Below are 15,913 nucleotides of genomic sequence, written 5' to 3'. Positions count from 1 at the left end.
GGCCCGGCACGACCGAGGTCTGCCGACAGTCCGTCTCTGCCCAGCCCTCGTGGGCAGAGACGGACTGTCCCGGGAGGAGTACCTCAGCCCCGGCCGCGCACCCGCAGCACCACGCCGCTGGCCGGCCGGGCCGGGATCCGGTGCAGCGCGATGGTGAGGTCCTGCTCGGGCACCTCGTAGTCGAGCCGGGCCAGCTCCACCGCCAGCCCCGCCAGCAGCCCGACGGTGAGCTGCTCGCCCGGGCAGCGGTGGCCGGTTCGCGGGTCGCCGGCGCCCTGGGGCACCAGCTCGAAGGCGCCGATGTCCCGGCCGAGGAACCGCTCGGGACGGAACGCGTACGGATCGCCCCACAGCTCGGGGTCGTGGTTCTGCCCGTACAGGTCGAGCAGCACCATCGCGTTCTCCGGGATCGTCACCCCGTCGAACTCCACCTCGCGCGGCGCCCGGCCGCCGATGAACGGCGCGAACGGGTAGAACCGGCGCACCTCGTGGGCCCACGCCTCGGCGAACGCCGGATCCCCGCTCGCCAGCCGCTCGCGGTGCTCCGGCCAGCGCACCAGCGCGTGCCCGGAGAAGGCCAGGAACCAGGCGACCGCCGTCGTCGGCCGGATGATGTTGAGCAGCTCGACGGCGGCCACGTGCGGCGGCAGCTGCGTGCCGTCGGCGTCCCGGTGCCGGCACACCACGTCGACCGCCGTCCCCTCCTCGACGACGGCCTGGCCGCTGCGCACGTCGCAGACCAGCTGCGACAGCCACTTCTCCCGGCGGCCGCGCGCCCGGCGGGCCCGCACGTGCCGCGGCCCGCCGGTGGCGAACCCGTCGACCAACGCGACCAGGTCCCGGGCCAGGTCCGGCACCTCCTCGTCGGGCAGCGGGATCCCGGCCCAGCGGGTGACCGAGCCGGCGATCACCCGGCTGGCCTCGTCGAAGACGACGATCTGCGGCCGGTGCGCCCACTCCCGGGACGCCTCGCCCCAGGCCGTGGTCGCCTGCTCCACCAGGGAGGCGATGCCGTCCTCGCGCATCAGCAGCGCGACGAACATCGCCTTGCGGACCCGGTGCATCTCGCCGTCGAGGCTGTGCACCGCTCCCTTGCCGAAGAGCGTGCCCTGCACCGGCTCCGGGATGGCGTGCGACCGGCGCACGTGGTCCTCGTCGTAGAGGAACCGCGCGGCCTCGGGGCCCTCGATGCCGTACGCCGGCATCCCGCCCAGCCGGGTGGCGACCGTGCGGCCGCTCGCCCGGCGCCGCTCGTCGGGCAGCCACGCGTAGCCCTTCGCCAGCAACTTCAGGCCGTTCTCGAGTCGAGGCATACGTCTCTGCCTGCCCAGCAGACGCCCCGGACAACCGTGTTCAGGCCGGCCGCTGCTCCGGCGTGCGGTCGTCGGGGGGCCGGCCGGCGGCGTCCGGGGGTGGAGCCTCGCCGTCGGCGGCGGAGCTGCCGTGCCCCAGCCGGCGGAGCAGCGCGGCGACCTCCAGCGCGGCCGTGGACGACGCGTCCTCGGGCAGCGCGTCCGCGACGCAGCGCAGCGCCCCGGCCAGCGCCCGCTCCTCGTCGTTGAGCAGGCCGCGGTAGGCCGGGTCCAGCAGGTAGCCGGTCGGTGGCGTGGACACGCAGCCGATCAGGTCCAGCAGCACCTCCAGCCGGCGCGCGGCCTCGGCCGGCTCGCCGTCGGCCGGGCTCATCGCCACCGTCTCGACGTCCTGCTCCCACAGCCGGGCGCGGGCCGCGTCCTCCCGCAGGGCCAGCACCGTGCCGGTGCGCCGGGCGGTGCCCGACCCCTGGGTCTGCAGCGCGGTGCGCACCTGGTGGGCGATCCGGATCAGGTCGTCGTCCAGCATCGAGGTGCCGACGAACAGCACGTGGCGGGTCAGCAGCAGCGAGTGCAGCACCCCGGCCAGCGCCGCGCCCTGCGCGCCGAACTGCAGGTACTCCTCGCGGGTCAGCACCACGCTCTCCGGGTGCCCGGCGTCCCCGTGCAGCTTCAGCAGCCACGGCGCCCCGGGGCGGGCCTCCTCGTACGGCAGCACCGTCACCTGCCGGCCGATGTCGGCGGCGGCCAGCTCCACCAGCGGGTCGTAGTTGGTGGTCACGAACTCCTGCACCGGGAGGTCGGCGATCAGCGCGTGCGCCAGCGCGTACGACCCGGGGCCGAACCGGTCGGCGACGAACGCCTCGAGCTCCGCCGTTCCCAGCTCCCGCGCCAGCAGCGCGGCCGAGTCCTGCGGGGGCAGCCGGGACAGCCCCTCGCGGAGGTCGTCGTCCAGCCCGGAGCGGGTGGCCAGCTCGTCGACCAGCTCCGGCCACGTCGGCAGCCCCGCCGCCGCGCTCACGCCGGCGCCGATGAACAGCGCCAGCTGACCGCGGCGGGCCCGCTCCCCCAGGTCCTCGGCGAGCTCGCGGAGATGCCCGGGGAGGTCCCAGCCGCCGTCCTCGCCGCGGCGCACCCGCTGGGCGGCGGCCAGGTCGCTGGGCCCGCGCAGCACCAGGGCGACGTCGAAGCCGTGCTCCTCGGCGGCCTCCCGGAGCACCGGCAGCAGCTGCTGCAGCAGCGCTCCGCGCTGTCCGGCGGCGCCGCCCCAGCCGGTACCCAGCGCGGGCAGCCCCACCAGCCGCCGCGCCCGCCCGTGCGCCGGCTCGGTCACCCGGCGCCGGGCGACGGCGGCCAGCGCCTCGCGGGCGCCGTCGAGCAGCCAGGGCAGCCCGCGGCCGCCGTCGTCCACGGTGTCGACCAGCCAGGCCCGCCGGGAGCCGTCCCCGGGGACCTCGAGCACCCGCTCGTCGCCGGACCAGGCCATGCCGAGGCAGTCACCCTCCGCCTGCTGGTCGGTGATCAGCTCGTCGGGGAACAGCGGACGCCAGCTCCGGGCCACCCGCAGGGAGCGGTCGGTGGGCACCAGCACGTCGTCGCAGGAGAGCCGGGTGAGGTCCGCGCCGACGACGAAGACGTGTCCACTCACGCCGGTCAGGACCCGCAGCCACCGGCGCCGCAGGCGCAACCACCGCAGCCCGAGCGCACCGGCTCCGGCGCGGGTGCGGCGGCGACCGTCCGCAGGTTCGCCGCGCCGATCAGCAGCGGGATCCCGAGGACGGCGACGGCCAGCGCGGCCACGACGGTCGCCACGTCGGCGGCCCGTTCCCAGCCCTGCGCCAGCCCGGTGACGACGAGCAGCCCGGTGACCAGCACCGACCAGACCAGCAGCGCCTGGCCGCCGCGCCGGGCGGTGCCCCCGCGGCCCAGCAGACCCGCCGAGGTGGCCAGCAGCGCCACCGGGACGCCGATGAGCAGCACCGTCGCCGACAGCGCGCCCGAGGCGACCGCCACGACCAGCCCGGCGGCACCGGTCGCGACGGCGACCGTGCCCAGCGACCGCGCCCGGCCGGCCAGCTCGCCGTCGACCGCACCCGAGCGGGCGCCGCGCAGCAGCGCCGTCCCCCGCACGGCCAGGAAGGCGCCCAGCGCACCGAGCAGCAGCCGGGCACCGGCCGCGTCCCACACGACCGCGAGCACCGCGACGACGACCATCGCCACGCCCAGGGCCAGCCATCGCGGCCACGTGCGCCGCGCCACCTCGGGGGTCGCCATGCCCACCGTGCCGGCCGAGAGGATTCCGGTTCCGTTCGCCACGACGACCAGTGTCCCTCACCGCCGCCACCGTCCGGGAGGCACCGGAGCGGTGGCCGTGCCACGCTGATCATCTCCGCGCTCCACGCGGCCAGGACGTAGGTCAGGAAGGCACGGACATGAGCGTGCAGGGCAGCGCCCGGTCGGCCGCCGGGGCGGCCGGACGGGCCGGGAACAGCGACGGCCTCGAGCACCTGGCCCGCATCGGGCTGATCGCCTACGGGCTGGTGCACCTGCTCATCGCCTGGCTGGCGCTCCAGCTCGCGTGGGGGCGCGCCGGGCAGGAGGCCGACCAGTCGGGCGCGCTGGCCACGCTCGCCCAGCAGCCGCTGGGCGAGCCGCTGCTGTGGGTGCTCGCGGTCGGGCTGCTCGCGCTGGCGCTGTGGCAGGCCGCCGAGATCCTCCGGTGGCGGCACGGCTGGTCGGCGTCGGGCGAGGCCCGCAAGCAGGCGGTGGAGAAGACGGTGAAGGCGGCGGCCAAGGCGGTGGTCTACATCGCGCTCGCCGTGCTGGCGATCCGGTTCGCCACCGGAGGCGGGCAGTCCGGCGGCGGATCCCAGCAGCAGGCCGCCGCCGGCGTCTTCGGCTGGCCCGCAGGGCGCTGGCTGGTCGGCGCCGCGGGGCTGGTCGTCGTGGGCGTCGCGGTCTACCTGGTGCACAAGGGCGTCACGAAGCGGTTCCTCAAGGAGATCGACCTCACCGGCTGCTCCTCCTCGGCCAGGAAGCTGGTCACCCGACTGGGCCAGGTGGGCTTCCCCGCCAAGGGGGTCGCGCTCGGGCTCGTCGGCGGGCTGCTCGTGTGGGCGGCGGTCACCTTCGACGCCGAGAAGGCCGCCGGCCTGGACGGCGCCCTGCAGACCGTGCTCACCGCACCCGCCGGGCCGGTGCTGCTGACGCTCATCGCCGTCGGGATCGCCGCCTTCGGCGCCTACTGCTTCGTCCGCGCCCGGTACCCCGAGCGCACGTGAGCCCTCCGGCGCCCTCGGTCCGGGCCCTGACGCACCGGCTGCACGACCTCGTCGACCGGGTCCGCCGGGTCACCGACTCCCCGGTGCTCACCCACCTCGCGCGCGCCGGCCTCATCGCCTACGGGGCGATGCACCTGCTCATCGGGGTGCTGGCGGTGCGCATGGCGATGGGGCTGCGCGGCGCGGACGCCGACCAGACCGGCGCGCTGCACACCGTCGCCGCCGGGCCCGGCGGTCGGCTGCTGCTGGTCCTCATCGGGCTGGGCATGCTGTCGCTGGCCGTCTGGCAGGCGGCCGAGGTGCTGCTCTGGTGGCACGGGCTGCTCGACCGGGCCCACCGGGTGCGCACCGCCGTCGTCTGCACCAAGTGCCTGGCCAAGGGAGCCGTCTACGGGGTCCTCGGGGTCACTGCCCTGCTGTTCTCGATCGGCCTGGAGTACGAGGCCGACGAGCGGCTGCGCGAGCTCACCGAGGAGACGCTGCTGGTCCCCGGCGGAGCGCTGCTCATCGGCACGGTCGCCGCCGGGGTGGTCACGGTCGGGATCTACACGTTCGCGCGCGGCTGCACCGGTGGCTTCATGCGCGACATCGACCTGCCCGCAGCCCCCGACCGCTGGGAGCCGGCGATCGAGGTCCTCGGGCGGATCGGCTACCTGGCGAAGGGGATCGCCTTCGGCCTGGTCGGCGTCCTGCTGTGGCGCGCGGCCACCTCCTCCGACGTCTCCACCGCCACCGGCCTGGACGGCGCGATGACGGCGATCGCCGGGGTGAGCGGCGGGCCGTGGCTGCTCACCGGGGTCGCGGCCGGGTTCGGCGCGTTCGGGGTCTACGCCCTCGCCCGCGCGCGGTATCCCGACCGCGACCCGTCGTCCTAGGTGCGCGGGCCGCCGGCGACGTAGATGACCTGGCCGGAGACGAACCCTGCGCCCTCGCTGACGAGGAACGACACGGTGTGCGCGATGTCCTCCGGCTCGCCGGCGCGGGCGACCGGGATCGCCGCCGCGCGCGCGGCCACGTAGGGCTCCCACTCCTGCCCGATCCGCGCGGCGGTCGCCTTCGTCATGTCGGTGACGATGAACCCCGGGGCGATCGCGTTGGCGGTGACCCCGAACTTGCCCAGCTCGATGGCGACGGTCTTGGTGAAGCCCTGCAGGCCGGCCTTCGCCGTGGCGTAGTTGGCCTGCCCCCGGTTGCCCAGGGCGGAGGTGCTCGACAGGTTGACGATGCGCCCCCACCCGGCGTCGATCATGTGCTTCTGGGCGGCGCGGGTCATGAGGAACGAGCCGCGCAGGTGCACGTGCATGACGATGTCCCAGTCGGCGTCGCTCATCTTGAACAGCATGTTGTCGCGGGTGACGCCGGCGTTGTTCACGAGCACCACCGGCGGGCCCAGCTCCGCGGCGATGCGGTCGACGGCCGCCTGCACCTGCTCGGCGTCGCCGACGTCGGCCCCGACGGCCAGCGCCCGGCCGCCGGCGGACTCGATCGCCTCGACCGTGCCGCGGGCGTCGTCCTCCTTCAGGTCGATCACCGCGACGGCGAAGCCGTCGGCGGCCAGCCGCTGGGCGGTGGCGGCGCCGATGCCGCGGGCGGCACCGGTGACGATCGCGACGCGGGGGGAACCGTTCGGGGACGTGGACATGCGGCAGTGCTCCTCGGCTCGTTCGGGACGGTCGGACGGACGGAGTCTGGCTCAGACCCGCTCGAACAGCGCGGCGAGGCCCTGGCCGCCGCCGATGCACATCGTCTCCAGCCCGTAGCGGGCACCGCGGCGGTCCATCTCGCGCAGCAGCGTGGCGAGGATGCGGCCCCCGGTCGCGCCGACGGGGTGCCCCAGCGAGATGCCGGAGCCGTTGACGTTGGTGCGCTCCCAGTCGGAGTCGGTGAAGCCCCACTCCTTGCCGACCGCGAGCACCTGGCTGGCGAAGGCCTCGTTCAGCTCGATCAGGTCGACGTCGGCGAGCTTGACGTCGGCCAGGGCCAGCGCCTTCGCCGTCGCGGGAACCGGGCCGATGCCCATGGTCTTCGGCGGCACCCCGCCCACGCCGAAGGAGACCAGGCGGGCCAGCGGGCGCAGGCCCAGCTCGGCGGCCTTCTCCGGGTGGGTGACGATCGCGACGGCGGCGCCGTCGTTCTGACCGGAGGCGTTGCCGGCGGTGACCGTGGCGTCGGGGTCGCTCTTGCCGAGGATCGGGCGCAGCTTGGCGAGGGTCTCGACGTTCGAGTCCGGGCGGATGTGCTCGTCGCGGTCGACGACCGTCTCGCCCTTCCGGTGCTTCACGGTCACCGGGACGATCTCGTCGGCGAACCGGCCCTCGGCGGTGGCGGCGGCGGCGCGCTGGTGGCTGCGGACGGCGTACTCGTCCTGCTCCTGCCGGTCGATCCCGTAGTCCCGCCGGACGTTCTCCGCCGTCTCCAGCATCCCGCCGGGCACCGGGTGGTTCTGGCCGCCGGCGGTGACCCGGCCGCGGGCCAGCCCGTCCTCCAGCAGCACGCCCGGCCCGGGCTTGACGCCCCAGCGCATGGCGGTCGAGTAGAAGGGCGCGTTGCTCATGGACTCCGCGCCACCGGCCAGCACGACCTCGGAGGCGCCGGACTGCACCTGCATCGCCGCGTAGACGACCGCCTGCAGGCCCGAGCCGCAGCGCCGGTCGATCTGGAGACCGGAGGCGGTCACCGGCAGGCCGGCGTCGAGGGCGGCGACCCGGCCGAGGGCCGGGGCGTCCATGGTCGGGTAGCAGTGCCCGAGCAGCACGTCGTCCACCGACTCCGGCGGCAGGCCGGTGCGCTCGAGCAGCGCCCGGATGACCGTGGCCGCGAGCTCCTGGACGGGGACGTCGCGCAGCGAGCCCCCGAATCCGCCGACCGGCGTCCGCAGGGGCTCGCAGATGACCGCATCCCGCACGTGGTCCTCCTCGTTGGTCCGCTCCAGGCGCACGGCTGGAGCCGGGCGCAGTGTCCCCGAGTCTGCCCGGCCGACGCGCGTCGCGCGCCCCGGGATCGCCCGCGCCCGGTCACCCGGACGCGGAACGGCTCAGGAGGCGGCTGCGTCGACCCGTTCGCCGCCGAGCAGGGCCCAGAGACCGGTGATCTGCAACGGCCGGATCACCGCGCGGGTGGCGGCGAGCACCCGGACCCGTCCGCCGGTGGCCCGTGCCCGCCGGTGCGCGGCCGCGAGGACGCACAGCCCGGCGGAGTCGAGGAAGGTGACCGCGCTCAGGTCGATGACGACCTCCCGCGGCGCGGCGTCGAGCAGCCGGTCCAGGACGGCGCGGACCTGCGGCGCCGAGGTGCAGTCGATCTCCCCGGCGGCGGTCAGCCGCGGGACGGCGGCGGAACCGGACACCTCGACGGTCACCAGCGCGGACGTGAGGGCGTCCAGGCCGGCGGTGGCGGACGGGGTGAGCGGACGGTCGAGCGAGGAAGCGGTCACGGGTTGCCTCTCGGGGCGGATACCGGACCAGTGAGCCTGTGCACGCGAACGTCACGACGACCAGCACTGGCACTGCACGGCTGTGGGTTGAACCGCTGCCCCGACCGTAGGGAGCCGCGGCCTCCTGCGCAAGGCCCTGCGGAGGGCGGCCGTCCGCGGCGCGACCGGCGGGCGGGCGCCCGGCACCGGACCCTGTCGAGCCTCCCGGCGTCGGGCGCTCCGCTCCGGCGGATACTGGCCCCGTGACCGAGCCCCGCCCGTCGTCCCGACGCCCGTCCCCGCTGCTGCTGGTCACCGTCGTCGTGGGCGTCGCCGTCGCGGTCGGGGCGTTCGCGCTGCTCGACCCGATCCTCGCCGCGGCCGTCGCGATCATGGCGATCACGGCCGTGGGCGTGGTCGCCGCGGCGAGCAACTGGGAGGCGCACGCGACGTACGAGGAGCGGGAGCTCGCCCGCGCCCGGCGCCGCAGGGAGAAGTGGGAGCGCAACGCCGGCGCCCGCGCCCGCGACCGCGCCCGCTGGGAGGCCCACCAGGCCCGCCAGGCACGCAAGGCCGGCGCTCCGGGCACCGACGCCGCCGGGCGCTGACCCCCCGGCGACAGCTCTCCCCCGGTGACCCGTCGCCCCCGGTAATCCGTTCGACGCCGCGTCCCGGGCTCCCTACGTGACCGGCATGCGCAGCTGACCGCGGCCGAGCTCCCCTGGCGAGCCCCGCTCCTCCCGAGCCGACCTGCCGCGGTGCGGCGCCTGCCGCCGCCCGCCGTCCGCGCCCGTCCCGGGCGCCGCTCCCCTCCCGTCCGGCCGGGCCCCGTGCTGCCCGCGCACCCGCCGGACACCCGTGCCCACCTCCGCAGGAGGCACCCGTGCCAATGCCCCCGACCGCCCGCCCGGCGACCTGACCGGCCCGCAGTGGAGCTCGCTGTTCCGCTGCTGGACCTCGACGGCGTCGGTGCCGCACCGCCGGGCCGGCGCCGGCTCCGGCGGCCGGCCCTCGCCGCACGGCCACGCGCCCGCGGCCCTGGCCGCGCCGCGCTGGCACTGACCGCCCGCGCGTCAGTTCCCGACCGCGTCCTCGGCCGCCAGGTCGACGGCGCGGTCGGGGCACGCGAACGCCTCGGCCAGCGCCTGCCGCAGCGACCAGGCGCCCGCCCGCCAGGCCAGCGCACGACCCAGGGCGCCCGGGGTCCCGTCGACGTGGTCGGCGTCGGCGTCCGGCCACCACGCGACCGGCCGCCCGGCCACGGTCAGCGGCTCGTGCACGGCCACCTCCCCCGCCAGACCGTCCCGGCCGAGCCGGGCGGCGACGAGCGCGGCGCCGGGCAGCTCCGCCCAGGGCAGCCGGCGCACCGGCTCGCTGGTGACCTCGGCCCGCACCAGCTCGCCGGCCAGCGGGAGGTCCAGCAGGTCGGCGACCGGCCCCGGCGCGCCGCCGGCCGGCACCACCGGCAGGTCCAGCAGCGGGAGCAGGTACGGCGCGTCGAGCACCACCGCCCGCTCCACCACCCGTCCCGGCGCGATGCGGACCCGCGCCGGCGGCTCGACGTCCAGCCCGTCCAGCGCGACGGCCAGCCGCGCGTAGACGGTGCCGAGCACCCCGGCCCGCACCGACCGCGCCGGATCCCCGAGCCGGTCGAGCAGGTCCAGTGCGGCATCCGGATCGGCGAGGACGTCGTCCACCGTCGCCGGCGGGCGCAGCAGCCCCAGCAGCGGCTCGCCGAGCGGGGCGGGGTCGTAGAGCCCGGTCAGCTCCGCGCTGCCCGGGTGCGCCAGCCGCCCGGGGCGACGGCCGGCCAGCACCGGGTGGGTCAGCAGCCACCACCGCAGGTAACCCGGCGCCGGCACCCCGCCGACGACGACGTCGGCCCACGCCTCGGCCGGCGCGGCGGCCAGCAACCGGAGCGCCCCCGCCCAGTCGGCCACCAGCTCCAGGTCCCGCACCGCGACCAGCGCCGGCCAGACCGGCGGCGGGCCCGGCGGCAGCCGGTTCAGGACGGCGTCGGCCCACTCGCCGGCGCCGTCGACGTCGAGGTCGTCGGGGTCCTCGGCGCGGACCAGCGCGAAGCCGTCCAGCACGCCGACGGCGCGCAGCGCCTCGGTGTCGGCGCCGGCGGCGAACCCCGGGTCGAGGACGCCCAGCGCCCCCTCCTCGAGGACGGCGGCCAGCGGGGACCCCGGCAGCACCAGCTCCCCCGCCGGCGCGAACCCGCCGTCGGCGTCGGGCAGGGCGAGCTCGGCCAGCCACGGCAGCTCCCGGGCCGCGCCGGGCGCGGCGGCGGCGAGCGCCAGCACCGCGTCGGCCAGCTCCTCCGGCTCGGGGTCGAGGGTGTTCCGGTCCTCGGCGGCGTCCAGCGAGCCCTCCACCGCGGCCCGCACCGCCGGATCGCCGAGCACCGCCTCCGCGGTCGCCGGGCGGGCGCCGAGCCGCTCCAGCAGCCGCCGCGCCGCACCGGGCTGCACCACCGCGGGATCGGCCAGCCGCAGCGCCAGGGCGCCCAGCCGCCGGACCGGGAGGCCGGGGTCGGGCAGCAGCACCCCGGCGGGCCCGTGCGCGGTGCGCCCGTCGGCCAGTGGCACCGGCAGCGCGGCGAGCGCCTCGCGGTCGGCGTCGGCGAACGCGGCGTAGAGCGCTGCCCACCAGCCCGGCGGGCGGGCGAGCCCGCGCACCGCCTCCACCACCTCGGCCACCCCGGCCCGGCCGGCCCCGAGCGCGGCGAGCGCCGGCCGGCCGTCGCGCCGCGACCAGCCGGCCGGCAGCAGCCCGGGCAGCGCTCCGGTGAGCGCCGCCACCCGGGTCTCGTCGGCGTCGTCGAGGACCACCGCCCGCGCCGGGACCTGGCGCGCCGCCGGCTCCCCGGCGACCGGCAGCCAGGCCGTCTCGCGGAGCCGGGCGAGCACCGCCGTCGCCAGCGCGGCGTCCAGCTCGGCGCCGGCCAGCCCGACCCGCGGCACGAGGGCGAGCAGCGCGGGATCGGCCGGCAGCCGCCCGACGAGGTCGGCCAGGGTGTCCGCGGCGGCCGCGACCAGCAGGTCGGTGACCGGGCCGGGGAGCACGTGCCGCCGGTCGGGGCCGAGCGGGAACGGGGCGATCAGCCGCAGCGGCAGCCCGAGCGGCTCGTCGCTGGGCGTCGGGGCGTGCACCACCTGGCGACCGGTCAGCGGCACCGGTCGGCCGTCGTCGTCGACCGGCACCGCCCAGGTCACCTCCCACGCCCGGCGGTCGCGCTCCTCGACGGGACGGCCGGCCAGGAGGCGCTCCGGCAGCTCCCCCGACCGCTGCGCCACCGCCCAGCAGGTGACGGCGCCGTCCTCGCTCAGCCGCACCTCCGGTGGCGCCCCGCTGCGCGCCAGCTCCCTGCGAGCCCCGTCGACGACGACCTCCACCGCCGCCAGCCCGGGGAGGGCGAGCAGCAGCTCGGCGGGGAGCTCCCGCAGCGCCGCGGCGACCGCGTTCCGCCCCCCGGGGCGCAGCGGCAGCACCACCTCGGTGTCAAACCCCTCGGGCGGCTCGCCGGCGGCCGGCCAGGGCAGCCGCAGCACCGGGACGGCGCCGTTCCGGCGGGCCAGCTCACCGGCGAGCGCGTCCCGTGACGCCACCTCCGCGCGGGTGCCCGCGGCGCTGAACCGCACGCCGCCGGTCCGGGACACCACCACCGGCTCCTCGCTCACCGCCAGCACGGCCGCGAACCCGACCCCGAAGCGGCCGACCGTCCCCGACTCGTCCCGCTTCGCCGAGGCCCGCAGCGTCGCCAGGCCCAGCACCCCGGCGGCGTCCAGGGGCGCACCGGTGTTGGCCGCGCGCAGCGTGCCGGCGGCCAGCTCCAGCCGCAGCCGGCCCGGACGGCCCGCCCGCGCGGCCGCATCGGCGGCGTTCTGCGCCAGCTCCACGAGCACCCGGTCGCGGTAGCCGCCGGAGACCAGGTCCTCCTCGGCGTTGGCGTCCTCCCGGAAGCGCGCCGGGGACGCCGTCCACGCGTCGAGCACCCGGCGGCGGAGCCCGGCCGTGCCGAAGGGGTCGCCTCCGGCGGTGCGATCGGCCATGCGCCGGACCCTAGGGCCCCGCCTCCGGGGCCGGGCAGCCCTTCCGGGTGAGGCGAGGGTTCGAGCCGTCGGAGAACGGGCACGGTGCCGCCCAGGGACGAACCGGCGAGCAGAGCCGGCGGAGAGAGGCGGTCGTGGTGGCGCTCTGGCAGTCCGCGCGACCGCCGTCCGCCTTCGCCGAGATCTGGTGCCAGCAGCTGACCTCCCTCGGTGAGCTGGCCGCGCTCCGTGCCCGGCTGCGCGCCTCCATGACCGGCTGCGCCACCGTGGTGAACCCCGAGCGGGACCACTGGTCCGAGCGGCTGGTGCTGATCGCCGACGAGCTGACCTCCAACGCGCTCCGGCACGGCGGCACCCCGGTCGCGGCGATCCTCGGCCGCGCCGACGACGAGTGGCTGATCGCCGTCCGGGACGCGAAGCCCGACGTCCCGCCCACGCCCGCGAAGGGCCGCGACCCCGGCCTCGGCGGCTTCGGCCTCTACCTCGTCGCCGACCTGTCGGTGGCGCACGGCTGGTTCGCCGACCGCGGGCGGAAGACGGCCTGGGCCGTCGTCGACGGCCGGTCCGGCACGGCCTGAACCCGTCCGGGCGACCCCCGCCCCGATGTCTGTGACCCGCGGGTAACGTGCGCTCCCATGTCGCTCGCCGAGCAGTTGGACACGGTCACCGACGCCGACGCCGCCGCCGGCACGGTCGACCGGCACGCCACCACCGAGACCTTCGAGTCGACGGCGCCGGCCACCGGCGCGGTCGTCGGGGTCTTCCCCGTGCACGACGCGACCGCCGTGGGCGAGACCGTCGCGCGGGCCCGCACCGCCGCCGCGCAGTGGGCCGCGCTGGGCTTCGACGGCCGCAAGCAGCGGCTGTCGGCGTACCGCGGCTACCTGGCCCGGCGCATGCACGAGCTGGCCGACCTGGTGCACCGGGAGAACGGCAAGCCGCACGCCGACGCCATCCTCGAGATCACCCTCGCCGTCGACCACCTCGCCTGGGCCGCCGGGCACGCCCGGAAGACCCTCGGCTCCCGCCGGGTCGCCTCCGGCATGCTCGCCGCCAACCACGCCGCCTACCTGGAATACCAGCCCCTCGGCGTCGTCGGGGTCATCGGCCCGTGGAACTACCCGGTGTTCACGCCGATGGGCTCGATCGCCTACGCGCTCGCCGCCGGCAACGCCGTCGTCTTCAAGCCCTCCGAGCACACCCCGGCCGTGGGTGCCTGGCTGGCCGCGGCCTGGCGGGCCGCCGTCCCCGACGCCGCCGACGCCTTCCAGGTCGTCACCGGCTACGGCGCCACCGGCGCCGCGCTGTGCCGGGTGCCGGTCGACAAGCTCGCCTTCACCGGCTCGGCCGCGACCGGCAAGAAGGTCATGGCCGCCTGCGCCGAGACGCTCACCCCGGTGCTCATGGAGCTGGGCGGCAAGGACGCGATGATCGTCGACGACGACGCCGACGTGGCAGCCGCCGCCGACGCCGCCGTCTGGGGCGCGATGAGCAACGGCGGCCAGACCTGCATCGGGATCGAGCGGGTGTACGCCACCTCGGCGGTCTACGACCGGTTCGTCGCCGAGGTCACCGCGCAGGTGCGGACGCTGCGCCCCGGCTCGGACGACGAGGCCACGTACGGCCCGATGACCATGCCGTCGCAGATCGACGTGGTCCGCCGGCACGTCGCCGACGCCACCGCCGCGGGCGCCCGCGTGGTCACCGGCGAGGCCGCGCCGGGCGGGGGCTACGTCGCCCCGACCGTGCTGCTCGACGTCCCCGAGACGTCGGCCGCGGTGCGCGAGGAGACCTTCGGGCCGACGCTCACCATCACCCGGGTCCGCGACGCCGAGGAGGCGCTCGAGCGGGCCAACGCGACCAGCTACGGGCTGGCCGGCGCGGTCTTCTCGAGGTCGAGGGGCAAGGCCATGGACCTCGCGCGCCGGATGCGCAGCGGCATGACCTCGGTGAACTCCGTGCTCACCTTCGCCTCGGTGCCCGCGCTGCCCTTCGGCGGGGTCGGCGACTCCGGCTTCGGCCGCATCCACGGCGAGGACGGGCTCAAGGAGTTCACCCGCGCCAAGGCGATCACCCGGCAGCGGGTGCCGCTGCCGGTGAACCTGATGAGCTTCGGCCGGCCGGAGAAGGCCGCCGACGCGCTGGCCCGGGTCATGGGCATGGTCCACGGACGGCACAGGTGAGCGGGCACACGGGCGTGGACGGGCTGCGGGACGAGTACGACGTCGTCGTCGTGGGGGCCGGCTCGGCCGGCTGCGCGCTGGCCGGCCGGCTGAGCGAGGACCCGTCGCTGCGGGTGCTGCTGCTGGAGGCCGGCGGGTCGGACAAGCTCCTCGAGGTGCAGGTGCCGGCCGGCCTCTACAAGGTCTGGCGCACCCGCCGCGACTGGAACTACCGCACCGAGGAGCAGCCCGGCCTCGGCGGCCGGCAGCTGTTCTGGCCGCGCGGCAAGCTGCTCGGCGGCTCGTCGTCGATCAACGCGATGATCTACATCCGCGGTGCCCGCGCCGACTACGACGAGTGGGCCGCGCTGACCGGCGATCCGTCCTGGTCCTACGACCAGGTCCTCCCGCTGTTCAAGCGGATGGAGGACAACGCCCGCGGCGCCGACGAGTGGCACGGCGTGGGCGGCCCGCTGCGGGTCGAGGACCTCCGGTCGCCGCACGAGTGGACGAAGGCCGTCGTCGAGTCGGCGGTGGCCACCGGCCACCCGCGCAACGACGACTTCAACGGCGCCGCCCAGGAGGGCGTCGGCCAGTACCAGGTGACCCAGAAGCGCGGCCGCCGCTGGTCCTCGGCCGACGCCTACCTGCACCCGGCGGCGAGCCGGCCGAACCTGACCGTCCGCACCGGCGCGCTGACCACGCGCGTGCTGGTCGAGGGCGGCCGGGCCACCGGTGTGGAGTTCCGCTGCGCCGGGAGGCTGCACACCGTCCGGGCCACCCGCGAGGTGGTGCTCTCCGGCGGCGCGGTGAACACCCCGCAGCTGCTCATGCTCTCGGGCATCGGCCCGGCCGACCACCTGCGCGAGGTCGGCGTCGACGTCGTCTCCGACCTCCCGGGCGTCGGCGGCGGCCTGCAGGACCACCCGCTGGTGCCGGTCGTCTGGCACGTGCGGTCGGGGAAGTCGCTGACCCACGGGGACTCGCCGGCGGGCTACGCGCGCTGGTTCGGCGCCCGCCGCGGCCCGCTCACCTCCAACCTCGCCGAGGCGGGGCTGTTCACCCGCTCGTCGCCGGAGCTGGCCGAGCCCGACCTGCAGATGCACTTCCTGCCGGTCAAGTTCTGGAAGCAGGCCGAGGTCGACCCCGACGTCGACGCCTTCACCGCCGCGGTGGTGCTGGTGGACGTGCACTCCCGGGGCTCGGTGCGGCTCCGGTCGGCGGACCCGGCGTGGGCACCGGCGATCGACGCCGGCTACCTCACCGACGACCGCGACCTCGAGGCGCTCGTCACCGGCGTGGAGCAGGCGCGGGAGATCACCGGCGCCGCTCCCCTGGCGGACGTGCTCGCCGAGGAGTGGTCACCGGGCGGCACGGTGCACGGCCGGGAGGCGCTGCGCCGGTCGGTGCGGGAGACCCTCGAGTCGCTGTACCACCCGGTGTCCTCCTGCCGGATGGGCACCGACGACCAGGCGGTCGTCGATCCGCAGCTGCGGGTGCACGGCATCGCGGGGCTGCGGGTGGTCGACGCCTCGGTCATGCCGACGCTGGTGCGGGGCAACACCAACGCGCCGACGATCATGATCGCCGAGCGCGCGGCCGACCTGATCCTCGACCGCACGCCCGCCGCCCAGCTCACCGCCGCCGGCTGAGCCGCCGCCTCCGCTCTGGGGGTGCTCCTCCCGCT

Annotated in this window: 14 protein-coding genes; 7 read left to right on the top strand and 7 right to left on the bottom strand. The window is 76.9% G+C overall.

Annotation, left to right across the window (positions count from 1 at the left end):
• Positions 1 to 83: 83 nt before the first annotated feature.
• From ACI790_RS00565 to ACI790_RS00555, 3 genes are read right to left on the bottom strand one after another with little or no spacing between them, the layout of a single operon-like run.
• Positions 84 to 1,313: a cytochrome P450 gene (locus ACI790_RS00565; RefSeq protein ID WP_456567827.1), complete on the bottom strand. Its 1,230-nt coding sequence runs from the start codon at positions 1,311 to 1,313 to the stop codon at positions 84 to 86.
• Positions 1,314 to 1,353: 40 nt separating this feature from the next.
• Complete coding sequence (locus ACI790_RS00560; protein WP_456567826.1) at positions 1,354 to 2,961, bottom strand: SIR2 family protein; 1,608 nt, start codon at positions 2,959 to 2,961, stop codon at positions 1,354 to 1,356.
• A gap of 5 nt (positions 2,962 to 2,966) precedes the next feature.
• Positions 2,967 to 3,629: a hypothetical protein gene (locus ACI790_RS00555; RefSeq protein ID WP_456567825.1), complete on the bottom strand. Its 663-nt coding sequence runs from the start codon at positions 3,627 to 3,629 to the stop codon at positions 2,967 to 2,969.
• A gap of 116 nt (positions 3,630 to 3,745) precedes the next feature.
• Here ACI790_RS00555 and ACI790_RS00550 point away from each other — a divergent pair, with 116 nt between their 5' ends.
• The gene (locus tag ACI790_RS00550) at positions 3,746 to 4,594 is read left to right on the top strand and encodes a DUF1206 domain-containing protein (protein WP_456567824.1); all 849 of its coding nucleotides are present in this window, start codon (positions 3,746 to 3,748) and stop codon (positions 4,592 to 4,594) included.
• Complete coding sequence (locus ACI790_RS00545) at positions 4,591 to 5,469, top strand: DUF1206 domain-containing protein (protein ID WP_456567823.1); 879 nt, start codon at positions 4,591 to 4,593, stop codon at positions 5,467 to 5,469. Before ACI790_RS00550 ends, ACI790_RS00545 begins: the two co-directional genes overlap by 4 nt.
• Here the strand turns inward: ACI790_RS00545 and fabG are convergent.
• The 3 genes from fabG to ACI790_RS00530 form a co-directional block, all read right to left on the bottom strand.
• Positions 5,466 to 6,236 (bottom strand): 3-oxoacyl-ACP reductase FabG, encoded by a 771-nt coding sequence (gene fabG / locus ACI790_RS00540; RefSeq protein ID WP_456567822.1) that lies wholly within the window; start codon positions 6,234 to 6,236, stop codon positions 5,466 to 5,468. The two genes, ACI790_RS00545 and fabG, sit on opposite strands and share 4 nt — an antisense overlap.
• A 51-nt stretch (positions 6,237 to 6,287) precedes the next feature.
• Positions 6,288 to 7,532, bottom strand: a complete 1,245-nt coding sequence (locus ACI790_RS00535) for an acetyl-CoA C-acetyltransferase (RefSeq protein WP_456567821.1) — start codon at positions 7,530 to 7,532, stop codon at positions 6,288 to 6,290.
• A gap of 96 nt (positions 7,533 to 7,628) precedes the next feature.
• Positions 7,629 to 8,027 (bottom strand): STAS domain-containing protein, encoded by a 399-nt coding sequence (locus ACI790_RS00530; RefSeq protein WP_456567820.1) that lies wholly within the window; start codon positions 8,025 to 8,027, stop codon positions 7,629 to 7,631.
• 242 nt (positions 8,028 to 8,269) lie between these two features.
• Between ACI790_RS00530 and ACI790_RS00525 the strand changes: the two genes are divergently transcribed.
• Together ACI790_RS00525 and ACI790_RS00520 are read left to right on the top strand one after the other, a co-directional pair.
• Positions 8,270 to 8,614 carry a hypothetical protein gene (locus ACI790_RS00525; protein WP_456567819.1) on the top strand — a complete coding sequence of 115 codons (345 nt, stop codon included), beginning with the start codon at positions 8,270 to 8,272 and terminating at the stop codon, positions 8,612 to 8,614.
• Between the two features lie 250 nt (positions 8,615 to 8,864).
• The gene (locus tag ACI790_RS00520) at positions 8,865 to 9,068 is read left to right on the top strand and encodes a hypothetical protein (RefSeq protein WP_456567818.1); all 204 of its coding nucleotides are present in this window, start codon (positions 8,865 to 8,867) and stop codon (positions 9,066 to 9,068) included.
• 11 nt (positions 9,069 to 9,079) lie between these two features.
• On the opposite strand, the gene ACI790_RS00515 is transcribed toward ACI790_RS00520, so the two are convergent.
• Positions 9,080 to 12,064 carry a sacsin N-terminal ATP-binding-like domain-containing protein gene (locus ACI790_RS00515; RefSeq protein ID WP_456567817.1) on the bottom strand — a complete coding sequence of 995 codons (2,985 nt, stop codon included), beginning with the start codon at positions 12,062 to 12,064 and terminating at the stop codon, positions 9,080 to 9,082.
• Between the two features lie 47 nt (positions 12,065 to 12,111).
• Here ACI790_RS00515 and ACI790_RS00510 point away from each other — a divergent pair, with 47 nt between their 5' ends.
• Genes ACI790_RS00510 through ACI790_RS00500 form a run of 3 tightly spaced genes read left to right on the top strand, consistent with a single transcriptional unit; the run spans position 12,112 to position 15,878 of the window.
• Positions 12,112 to 12,642 (top strand): ATP-binding protein, encoded by a 531-nt coding sequence (locus ACI790_RS00510; protein WP_456567816.1) that lies wholly within the window; start codon positions 12,112 to 12,114, stop codon positions 12,640 to 12,642.
• A gap of 57 nt (positions 12,643 to 12,699) precedes the next feature.
• A complete protein-coding gene (locus tag ACI790_RS00505; RefSeq protein ID WP_456567815.1) occupies positions 12,700 to 14,247 on the top strand; it encodes an aldehyde dehydrogenase family protein in 1,548 nt (515 codons plus the stop codon).
• Positions 14,244 to 15,878 carry a GMC family oxidoreductase gene (locus tag ACI790_RS00500; protein ID WP_456567814.1) on the top strand — a complete coding sequence of 545 codons (1,635 nt, stop codon included), beginning with the start codon at positions 14,244 to 14,246 and terminating at the stop codon, positions 15,876 to 15,878. The genes ACI790_RS00505 and ACI790_RS00500 overlap by 4 nt, the downstream gene beginning before the upstream one ends.
• The last annotated feature ends 35 nt before the right edge of the window (positions 15,879 to 15,913 follow it).

It is taken from the genome of Blastococcus sp. SYSU DS0539, assembly GCF_054050855.1.
This window is presented reverse-complemented; position numbering and strand designations above follow the sequence as displayed.

Excerpts from the sequence above, each read along its gene's own strand:
- ACI790_RS00565 (WP_456567827.1), bottom strand. The coding sequence starts at position 1,313 with ATGCCTCGACTCGAGAACGGCCTGAAGTTGCTGGCGAAGGGCTACGCG.
- ACI790_RS00550 (WP_456567824.1), top strand. The coding sequence starts at position 3,746 with ATGAGCGTGCAGGGCAGCGCCCGGTCGGCCGCCGGGGCGGCCGGACGG.
- fabG (WP_456567822.1), bottom strand. The coding sequence starts at position 6,236 with ATGTCCACGTCCCCGAACGGTTCCCCCCGCGTCGCGATCGTCACCGGT.
- ACI790_RS00515 (WP_456567817.1), bottom strand. The coding sequence starts at position 12,064 with ATGGCCGATCGCACCGCCGGAGGCGACCCCTTCGGCACGGCCGGGCTC.
- ACI790_RS00505 (WP_456567815.1), top strand. The coding sequence starts at position 12,700 with ATGTCGCTCGCCGAGCAGTTGGACACGGTCACCGACGCCGACGCCGCC.